The following is a 10,142-nucleotide window of genomic DNA, read 5'->3' as shown; positions in this document are numbered from 1 at the left end:
TAGTTAAAATAGCTCAAGGCTGTGTTGCTCTCAATCCCAATAGCCAGCTATTGCTCAATCGAGCGCCTTACCTTGAATTATTTTTCCTGCGCACAACAAGATCACAAACTTAATGGAACTGGTATAAATAGAGTATAGAAGAATTTTTAATATTATGTGTTATCAGTTATCAGTTATCAGTTATAGGTTTGCTTACTTGCTTAAACCTTACTTTAGGAAAACAACTATTTAAAGTCGACATTATTTTAATGTTGACTACACTTTTGCATAAAATGGAATTTAATGGATGATATTCAATGAAACGGATAATGCTTTGTAGTCTAATATTGATGATTTTATGCTCTTCATTTTTGGCAACTGCAGGTAAAAAACACTGTCAAGACTATCGTCAAAAACTTGATAATATTCAAGCGCAACAACGCCAAGCAAATACACATAAACGTAGTCATAGTTTATCGAGCAAAGAAGCTAAAGCACGCGACAGATGGTGGGGCTGTGAAACCGGTAAACTTAAAGCCAAGTCTAAGTCCAAGCAAGCGAAAAAATCAAAGCAAAAGCTCACTAGTAAGAAAACACCAAGTAGTAGTAAGCGATACAAAAATAGCAAACCTTTAGTGCCTTTTGCTAGCAATAATCCTCTAGTGATGCGTTCAAAGTATCAAGGTGAAAAGTTACAGGCTTGGCTGTTATTTTATCAACCAGCAAAAAAGTGTGCTCGACCAAAGTCGATACAACATTTTGCTATATGTGTTGAAGACAAGCGTAGCCAACACACTGAATTTGAAAAAAGTTATTAAGGCTGTGTTTGCAATACTCACTAATCAACTTGGTATTATACCAAGTTGATTAATTACCTGCTCATTTTTAATGGTTAAAATGAATAACTACAGCGTTATAAAATTTATAAGTAGAATAACTACTTATTAAATTCTATGCCTTGTATTTATCCCTTTTTCCTCATGAAAAAGTAGATCACTTAATTAATCAAATTGGTATTATTACCTAGACAAGTTAAAAGTAAACTGGCCTTACAGCATGCAAAAAAATAGGGTGGTAAAAATAAAGCGCATAGTACGCACTATGCTGGGTTTTTTACCTTTATTGTTCGGTATGGTCTTTATTTTAATGCCTGGCCCTGCGGTGATTTTTATACCATTGGGTTTAGCGATGTTAAGTTTGACATACCCGTGGGGGAAAATAGGGTTAAGAAAAAGCCAACGCTATTTTCGTCAAGCAGCAGTAAAAATAGCTCAAGATTTGTCTTGGTTAGGGAGAAAGTTACGTGGTTAATGGTAGGTGAGGTGTGAGCGTAATAGCTTGAACAACTTGAGATTTAAGGTTTAATGGTAGTGAGTTATTGCCTTGGATCTCAATAACTCACACTGACACTGACTATATAGCTTTAACTTTTTTCAGCTATATATTGTGCTTTAGTATTATTATATTGCGTAACAATATTATCAATGGTCTCTTGGCAGTAGTCTCGCAAGCCACTTAATAGCATGAACTTTTTACCGTGTCCGATGATTTTGTCTTGTGAAACTAAATCAAATGATAAGCAGGCGTTACCGCGTTTGCCTTCTATCGCTAAAGTGGTCGAAGATAAACGTAATGTGATGTCTTCAAAATCAAGACTATCAAGTTCAATAGACATACTTTCATACATAATCATTGGGCGAGTCGGGTTGATCATCACCTTATTCTTTTTCATTAAATCGACCAAAATATGTGGAAAAGTATGACCTGAAAATTCGACATAAGCACGTGTTAAGGCGGCAATCGTTCTACTGCTTTTAGTGTAAGCACCAGCAACCGACATATTTAAACATTCTTTTTGCTTATCGTCGACAATACGTGCTGTGTTGGTGATTTCGGTTGGAATACTTAAGGTTGTTGCGTCGGTTACCATGCCAGAAAACCTAAAGCTCATTTCTTGGTGTAATCCTGCACGCTCTAATATCAATGAAAACAGTAAGTCGCCGGGAACACAAAAGCGTTTGGCATTTATGTCATGTAGAGGATTAAAATCATCAGCAATTTGTTTAGCAAAATCACTCGCCTGTTGGCGTGTAAAACTAATTTTATCATCCGAAATCCGGCAATAATTCTCTAAAAACATATATACTTGTCATCACTTTAAGCTATTGAAATAAGCGTTATTCTATCAGTATGCTTAGCCAAAATCGAAGCTTATTAACATTTAACTCACAAAGCAGACCAGTAAAAGCAAGGGCTTTAGGCTAGCCGTTGCAAAGAATAGCCAGCAACCAGTTGCTCTTTATTATGCTTGCTGAGTTGTTTCAGCTGATACTCGCGACGACTTGCCTGCTGTCGATTTGGTTGAGGTTCAGCGTAAGCTAAAGTTACTGGGCGGCGAACTCGAGTATACTTTGCCGCTTTTTTATTGCATTCGTTATGCTCAAATACCCGTCGTTCAAGCGAGGTGGTAATGCCAGCATAAAGGCTATTGTCCGCGCAACGAAGATAATAAACGTACCACATAGTCATAAAGTCTGTTTCGAGAGTTAATACCAAGTTGATTAATTACCTGCCCATTTTTAATGGTTAAAATGAATAACTACAGCGTTATAAAATTTATAAGGTGAATAACTACTGACTAAACTTTATGCCTTGTATTTATCCATTTTTCCTCATGAAAAAGTAGATCACTTAATTAATCAAATTGGTATAATAACTCATTTTCGCAATTTTTTTGTTGAGATTCGAGATAAAAATAAATTAATACTAGCTGCTAGTTGGCGATTTTTATACTATTGGCCTCCAAAAAAATAATAGGTTGAGATATGTTGCAAACAGAAACAGGTGCTTTACGCAAAATGCGTGCAGATTTAGCGGCAGATGGTACGGTAAATTACCGTATGGTGCTCGGTGAGCAAGAAGTTGAGCTAAATCCACTGATAGGTAAGCACCTAACGCTGAATTTTAGTGGTCATATAGATTGTCAGCATTGTGGCAGAAAAGTTAAAAAAAGTTATGCCCAGGGCTACTGTTTTCCTTGTATGCAAAAGCTTGCGCAATGTGACATGTGTATTATGAAACCAGAAACTTGCCACTTTGAACAAGGCACTTGTCGAGAGCCAGCATGGGGCGAAAGTAATTGTATGATCCCGCATTATGTTTACTTGGCCAATACCTCAGGTTTAAAGGTCGGCATTACTCGTCATACGCAAATTCCAACGCGTTGGATTGACCAGGGTGCTACCCAAGCATTACCTATTTTTAAAGTCAGCACACGTTTACAGTCAGGGTTAGTAGAAGTTGCTTTAGCTGAATTTATTGCCGATAAAACCAATTGGCGTGCGATGCTTAAAGGCAGTGCAGACGCACTAGATTTAAAAGTTATTGCTGAAGAATTGAAGCCTAAAATTGCAGAGAAATTAGCCAGTGTCAGTTTAAAGTATGGTGCTGATGCGGTGACTGAATTAGATGAAGATGTGGTTAACTTGCACTTCCCCGTTAAGCAATATTTAACAAAAATATCATCGTTTAATTTTGATAAAACACCAGAAGTTTCAGGTGTCCTGTTGGGTATAAAAGGGCAATATTTGATTTTTGAAACCGGGGTGATTAATTTACGTAAATTTACGTCATATCATGTTAGTTTGCAGGTAACTTAACTATTGTAAAGGATAATCAATTTACCTAAGCTAGACTGTATTTATGACTATTACGGGTTAGTTTAACTTTGCAGCTAAATGACTTATAGCGATAAAAGAGATGTTAGGAGCATTATGAAGAATGTGAACGATTATGCACAACAAGCCGGTGAAATATTTGTACTTTCAGACTCTTTTGTTCGCATTAAGGAGTTAATTGATGATGAACAGTCGACGATTGATGATATTGCTGATGTTATTTTATTGGATCCGGCATTGGTGGCAACCATTTTAAAACTTGCCAATAGCTCATTTTTTAATTATCCAGGAAAAATTGATACCATCTCTAAAGCCCTACTGGTGTTGGGCATTACTGAAGTTTATAGTTTAGTGATAGCTTTTTTTACTTACCGCACGTTTAAAGGCTTAAAGGTCGAACAGGAATATTTAGATGACTTTTGGTGTAAAAGTGTTGATTGCGCGCTAACAGTTAAATACATCGGGATTAAACTTAATATGCCAAATGCTGAACGCTTATTTATTATCGGGTTACTACATAACTTAGGTGAACTTGTTGTTCAGCAGATATCCCCAGAAAAAGTATTAGCCGCTAACCGCTTTTCTTCAAGTGAGCTGCCTTGGGATAAGCAAGTTGATGAACTTGGTTTTACATATGGTGAGTGCAGCGCGGAACTTTTAAAACATTGGCAATTACCGTATAGCATTATTGAACCTATTCGTAATCAAGATAACAGTGACTTCTCCTACAGCACAGATGAAACCACACTCTTGTATCTAGCGAAGCGAATGATGTTGAGTCAATTTGATTGTAGCTCGCATCCTATTGAGTTGCTATTAAGTGAAGAGGCCTTGCAGCAGTTGCCGGTAGATCAAGATATGATACAAGGTGCGATTAATTTTTGTGACCTTGAGCGTTTAAGTATTTTGGCCATTATAAATCCAGGCGCTGCTATGATTTTTTAATCTCTATGTTGTATTCACTGTTTATAGCGACATTAATCAAACTTATATTGATACTTTACAAGCCTCAATATAAGTCTTTAGCTAGGAAACCATTGTAACTACAATATTATTTATACCAATCAAATTAATTAATGGTGCAAATTTTAATGAGGGTAAATTTTCAAGAACAAGGCGCTTGATTGAGCAATAGCTGGCTATTGGGATTGAAAGCAACGATGTTATTGGATATTTAGACCATTTAAAAAGATCACTTAGTTAGTTTGATTGGTATTAGTAGCCTTTTGGTTTAAAAAAACGTCAACGACGCTGTTTAATATCCACCGCTATACAAGACTAAAATGTTAGCAATTCTTTTAAATATCACCTTAAAAGATATCATTTAAATCCTCAACAGTTAGATTAGTGCCTCAGGTATTTAGTCTTTAGATTAATGCCTAATACCAATCCCATTAAGTTATTGCTCATTTGTACTAGTTAAAATAGCTCAAGGCTGTGTTGCTCTCACTCCCAATAGCCAGCTATTGCTCAATCGAGCGCCTTACCTTGAGTTATTTTTCCTGCGCACAACAAGATCACAAACTTAATGAAACTGGTATAACAGATCATTCTGACAAAAAACATCCGGTTTAACTCTGCTCATTTCTCTTTAGCTTTATTGCGTTAGAGCTCATTTATTTTGCTGTAAATATTGCACCAGTAGCTGACAAATAAATTTCATACGCACTGTTGTGGTGCGTCAGTATTAAACTTATTTTTCATATCTACTTGTTTTAACTTGATATTTTAATTGGCATGAAGATTGATAAGTATTAGTTAATGATAATTAGGGAACAACAATATGAAACTAGTAAGTGCAATTATAAAACCATTCAAGCTTGATAGTGTCAGAGAGGCTATTTCTGAAATAGGTATTGAAGGCCTAACGGTCAGTGAAGTAAAAGGCTTTGGTCGCCAGAAAGGCCACACCGAATTATATCGAGGTGCTGAATATCAAGTAGATTTTTTACCAAAAGTAAAACTTGAAATTGCGGTAAACGATGATGTTGTGCAGCGCTTAGTTGATGCCATAGCAGAATCAGCACATACCGGTAAAATTGGTGATGGCAAAATATTTGTTTATGACCTTGAGCATGCCGTACGCATTCGCACTGGTGAACAAGACGTAGAAGCGATATAGGAGCAAAATCATGGAACAAAATATTTTTCAACTTCAGTACGCAATGGATACCTTTTATTTTCTCATTTGTGGTGCCTTGGTGATGTGGATGGCAGCTGGCTTTTCAATGCTAGAAGCCGGTTTAGTTAGAGCTAAAAATACCACAGAAATTTTGACTAAAAACGTCGCACTCTATGCTATTTCTTGCATGATGTACTTATTTGTTGGTTACGACATTATGTACGGTGGTGGCATGTTTTTATCGGGCATTGAAACGGTTGATCCTGCTAAAGTATTAGAAGACTTTTCAGCACGAGAAGACGGCTTTACCGGCGCAGCGATATATTCCGCGGCATCTGATTTCTTTTTCCAAGTGGTTTTTGTTGCCACTGCTATGTCAATTGTCTCTGGTGCGGTAGCTGAGCGTATGAAGTTATGGGCATTTTTAGCCTTTGCTGTAGTGTTAACCGGTGTTATCTATCCAATGGAAGGAAGCTGGACTTGGGGTGGTAATGCTGTTTTTGGTCTTTACACGCTCTCTGAATTAGGTTTCTCTGACTTTGCTGGCTCGGGTATCGTACATATGGCGGGTGCAGCAGCGGCATTAGCGGGTGTTTTACTGTTAGGAGCACGTAAAGGTAAATACGGTAAAAATGGTCAAATAAACGCAATACCAGGTTCAAACTTGCCGATGGCGACTTTAGGGACATTTATTCTATGGATGGGTTGGTTTGGTTTTAACGGTGGTTCAGTGTTAAAACTTGGCGATATTGCTAGTTCACACTCAGTCGCTATGGTGTTTCTAAATACCAATGCGTCAGCGGCAGCAGGTGCCATTGCGGCGTTAGTTTTAGCTAAATTACTCTTTAAAAAAGCAGATTTAACTATGGCGTTAAATGGTGCTTTGGCAGGATTAGTGGTCATTACTGCTGAGCCATCAACACCCACACCTATTCAGGCAACATTGTTTGGTGCTATTGCCGGTATTGTGGTGGTGTTATCAATTATTGGCTTGGATAAAATAAAAATTGATGATCCGGTCGGTGCTATCTCAGTACACGGTGTGGTTGGTTTACTGGGCTTATTATTAGTGCCATTAACCAATAGTGCTTCAAGCTTTAGTGGACAATTAATTGGTGCGGCAACCATTTTTGTTTGGGTGTTCTCTACTAGTTTTGTGGTCTGGTTTGTGCTGAAAAAAGTTATTGGTATTAGGGTTAGCGAAGATGAAGAGTATGAAGGTTGTGATCAATCTGATTGTGGTATGGAAGCCTATCCAGAGTTTACTCGTGGCTAAATAACTTAAGTTAATTAAGCTCTTGGAACATCAAAAAGCCTGTGTTTTAATTTACACAGGCTTTTGTTATTTTAATTGCTCAACATTGAACTTGATTATTTGTCATCGAGTAATCGTATTGAAATATTTATCAAAGTTTTACTACCATGAGCCATAAAGTGTGTAAGATTAAGTTATTAACCGATATGTTTATGAGTGAATTGTTAGATGGCAAGAGAGCAGTTTGGTGTTTGTGCAGAGCCCAGCCTTCACGGATATTATTTATTATTTAATGCGTTAGATGATAAAAATTTATTTTTACGTAAAGCACTATCGCGTTTACCCGCCTTATTTGATCATTATGCTGATCGTTTTTCAGAAGCTAATTTAGCTGGTGTTATTGCGATTGGCACAAACTTCTGGGATATACTCTACCCGCAAGCACGGCCAAAACATTTACGCCAATTTCCAGAAATGGCGATAGAAGACCGTATCGCCCCGGCAAATAACTATGATCTGTATATTGAGATCCGTGGTGATCGAGCTGACGTAAATCATATTGTTGCGACAAAAGTTTGTCAGTTATTAGCTGATAGTGTTGAATTGGTTGAGCAAGTTCGAGCGTTTCGTTTCTTAGACGGTCGAGATTTAACTGGCTTTGTTGTTGGTACTGAAAATCCACAAGGCCATCATCGTCGTCGTGTTGCGCTGATCACTGAAGCACAAGATGCTGGATTTTCTGCCGGTAGTTACCTGCATATTCAGCGTTATCGTCATAACTTAAATTTATGGAATTCATTGGAAGTTAAAGAACAAGAAGATGTTTTCTCACGCACTAAAGTCAATAATGAAGAGTACTCAGAAGAGAATAAAGCACCATCTTCACACACTAAGCGCGTTAACATAAAAGATAGTGCAGGCAATAGCATTGAAATATTACGTCAAAGCATGCCTTATGGTGATATGAAGCTACAAGGCTTGTTCTTTGTTGCCTACTGCCACTCGCCTGAGCCTTTTGAATTAATGCTCAAAAGTATGATTGGCGGCGATGCCCATGGCCATAGCGATCATCTGCTTAAGTACACTCAAGCAGAAACTGGCGCAGCATTTTTTGTACCAAGCTTAAATGTTTTGGCACAGCTTGGTGACTAATTACGCGCGCTTTAGTATTAGCGCTAAATATACCTTTATACTGACATTTTAAGGGGCTTGGGTATAAATTTAGCGTCGAATCACAGCCAGTAGCCAGCTCAAGTACTTAACTTAAGTTTTTCAAAAATAACGCTTCAAGTTTAGTAATGGTTTGTTTAATGGCTTTAACGTCAGTCGGGGCGATAAAAATAGTATCATCACCGGCAATAGTGCCGAGTACACCATCACTTTTACTTAAACTGTCGAGCAAGCGCGCGATTAATTGTGCCGCACCAGGACTGGTTCGAATAATCACCATAACGTCATTGTGCTCAATATCGAGTACTAACTGCTTAAGTGGGCTTTTAGCCGTAGGCATACCCAATTCTGCCGGTAAGCAATAAACCATTTCTTGACGGGCATTACGCGTTCGTACCGCACCAAATTTACTTAACATACGCGATACTTTTGACTGGCTAATATTTTCAAAGCCCTGAGATTTTAAGGCCTCGGCAATATCACCTTGTGAACTAAATTGTTCTTGCTTTAATAAATCTTTAAATGCTTGTACTAAAGCTTCTTGTTTTTGTTGTCCGCTCATATAGGTCCACTACTTGATAGAAATTAGGGTCGACTATTATTGATATATAATACCTACTTAATACCTAAGTATTATTTCATAATTTTTATTATACGTTATCCTTATAAGTCAATACAGGTGAATAATCATTGTTTTTTGGCCACTTATACTATATCTTTTGGCCGACAAATTATTACGTAATTACTCAAATTTCTGGAGACATCAAATGAAAGTTGCTGTGCTAGGCGCTGCTGGTGGTATTGGCCAAGCGTTATCTTTACTATTAAAAACTCAATTACCTGCAGGTTCTGAGTTATCTTTATATGACGTTGCACCGGTTGTTCCAGGTGTTGCCGTTGACTTATCACACATCCCAACGGCAGTAAAAGTTGCTGGTTTTGGTGCTGATGATTTAGCTGGCGCTCTTACTGGAGCTGATATTGTTATTATTCCAGCCGGCATGCCACGTAAACCGGGTATGGACCGTGCAGATTTATTTGCTGTTAATGCCGGTATTATTAAAACTTTAGCTGAAGGCATTGTTGCTAATTGTCCTAAAGCGTTAGTGGGTATTATTACTAACCCGGTAAACGGTACGGTGCCAATTGTTGCTGAAGTGTTCAAAAAAGCCGGTACTTACGATAAAAACCGTGTTTTTGGTGTAACAACACTTGATGTTATTCGCTCTGAAGCTTTCATTGCTGAATTGAAAGGCTTGAACGTAAGTGAAGTTAAAATCCCAGTAATTGGCGGCCATTCAGGTACAACAATTTTACCACTGCTTTCACAAGTTCAAGGTGTTACTTTCTCGGATGAAGAAGTAGCGGCTTTAACACCTCGCATTCAAAATGCTGGTACTGAAGTGGTCAATGCTAAAGCGGGTGGCGGTTCTGCTACGCTTTCAATGGGCGCTGCTGCGGCTCGTTTTTGTTTATCTTTAGTGAAAGGTTTACAAGGCGAAGATGTTGTTGATTATGCCTACGTAGACGTTGAAGGTGGCGATGCACCATATTTTGCTCACCCAGTACGTTTAGGTGTTAACGGTATTGCTGAAATATTACCTTACGGCGAGCTAAGTGCATTTGAACAAAAAGCCAAAGCTGACATGCTGGCAACATTAAAAGCTGATATCAAAGAAGGTGTTGATTATATCAACGGCTAATTTGTTATAAACTTTACTTTAAAACCGCGTTTAACGCGGTTTTTTATTGTCTAAATTTTGTTGCGATACTTTTTTGTCACAAAATTATGTTAACGAATGCAATGATCACCTAATACCAATCCCATTAAGTTATTACTCACTTGTACTAGTTAAAATAGCTCAAGGCTGTGTTGCTCTCAATCCCAATAGCCAGCTATTGCTCAATCGAGCGCCTTACCTTGAGTTATTTTTCCTGC

The 10,142-nt window shown here is 37.9% G+C and carries 12 protein-coding genes; 9 read left to right on the top strand and 3 right to left on the bottom strand.

Going from position 1 to position 10,142, the window contains the following annotated elements; genetic code table 11:
• The first annotated feature begins 296 nt into the window (after positions 1-296).
• On the top strand, positions 297-797 hold the full coding sequence (locus ESZ39_RS16540; RefSeq protein WP_146881033.1) for a hypothetical protein: 501 nt from the start codon (positions 297-299) through the stop codon (positions 795-797).
• A gap of 238 nt (positions 798-1,035) precedes the next feature.
• The gene (locus tag ESZ39_RS16535; protein WP_146881032.1) at positions 1,036-1,290 is read left to right on the top strand and encodes a PGPGW domain-containing protein; all 255 of its coding nucleotides are present in this window, start codon (positions 1,036-1,038) and stop codon (positions 1,288-1,290) included.
• 112 nt (positions 1,291-1,402) lie between these two features.
• On the opposite strand, the gene ESZ39_RS16530 is transcribed toward ESZ39_RS16535, so the two are convergent.
• Together ESZ39_RS16530 and ESZ39_RS16525 are read right to left on the bottom strand one after the other, a co-directional pair.
• Positions 1,403-2,119, bottom strand: a complete 717-nt coding sequence (locus ESZ39_RS16530; RefSeq protein WP_146881031.1) for a DUF3581 family protein — start codon at positions 2,117-2,119, stop codon at positions 1,403-1,405.
• 116 nt (positions 2,120-2,235) lie between these two features.
• The gene (locus ESZ39_RS16525) at positions 2,236-2,508 is read right to left on the bottom strand and encodes a GIY-YIG nuclease family protein (protein WP_146881030.1); all 273 of its coding nucleotides are present in this window, start codon (positions 2,506-2,508) and stop codon (positions 2,236-2,238) included.
• Between the two features lie 329 nt (positions 2,509-2,837).
• On the opposite strand from ESZ39_RS16525, the gene ESZ39_RS16520 reads away from it, so the two are divergent.
• From ESZ39_RS16520 to ESZ39_RS16500, 5 genes are all read left to right on the top strand, one after another.
• Positions 2,838-3,638, top strand: a complete 801-nt coding sequence (locus tag ESZ39_RS16520) for a DUF2797 domain-containing protein (RefSeq protein ID WP_411266891.1) — start codon at positions 2,838-2,840, stop codon at positions 3,636-3,638.
• A 114-nt stretch (positions 3,639-3,752) separates the two neighbouring features.
• Positions 3,753-4,601 carry an HDOD domain-containing protein gene (locus ESZ39_RS16515; protein ID WP_146881028.1) on the top strand — a complete coding sequence of 283 codons (849 nt, stop codon included), beginning with the start codon at positions 3,753-3,755 and terminating at the stop codon, positions 4,599-4,601.
• An 838-nt stretch (positions 4,602-5,439) separates the two neighbouring features.
• Positions 5,440-5,778, top strand: a complete 339-nt coding sequence (locus tag ESZ39_RS16510) for a P-II family nitrogen regulator (RefSeq protein WP_146881027.1) — start codon at positions 5,440-5,442, stop codon at positions 5,776-5,778.
• A gap of 10 nt (positions 5,779-5,788) precedes the next feature.
• The gene (locus ESZ39_RS16505) at positions 5,789-7,054 is read left to right on the top strand and encodes an ammonium transporter (protein ID WP_146881026.1); all 1,266 of its coding nucleotides are present in this window, start codon (positions 5,789-5,791) and stop codon (positions 7,052-7,054) included.
• 207 nt (positions 7,055-7,261) lie between these two features.
• On the top strand, positions 7,262-8,185 hold the full coding sequence (locus ESZ39_RS16500; protein WP_146881025.1) for a Dyp-type peroxidase: 924 nt from the start codon (positions 7,262-7,264) through the stop codon (positions 8,183-8,185).
• A gap of 106 nt (positions 8,186-8,291) precedes the next feature.
• Here ESZ39_RS16500 and argR read toward each other — a convergent pair whose 3' ends face one another.
• On the bottom strand, positions 8,292-8,765 hold the full coding sequence (argR, locus tag ESZ39_RS16495) for a transcriptional regulator ArgR (RefSeq protein WP_146881024.1): 474 nt from the start codon (positions 8,763-8,765) through the stop codon (positions 8,292-8,294).
• Between the two features lie 205 nt (positions 8,766-8,970).
• Between argR and mdh the strand changes: the two genes are divergently transcribed.
• Positions 8,971-9,906, top strand: a complete 936-nt coding sequence (mdh, locus tag ESZ39_RS16490) for a malate dehydrogenase (RefSeq protein ID WP_146881023.1) — start codon at positions 8,971-8,973, stop codon at positions 9,904-9,906.
• 46 nt (positions 9,907-9,952) lie between these two features.
• Positions 9,953-10,142: hypothetical protein (locus ESZ39_RS18180; RefSeq protein WP_223270429.1), on the top strand; the 190-nt coding region annotated here is incomplete at its 3' end.

The sequence above is a fragment of the Colwellia sp. C1TZA3 genome, assembly GCF_007954265.1.
Lineage (GTDB): Bacteria > Pseudomonadota > Gammaproteobacteria > Enterobacterales > Alteromonadaceae > Cognaticolwellia.
The sequence above is the reverse complement of the archived record's forward strand: the minus strand, read 5'-3'. Positions and strand labels throughout refer to the sequence as shown.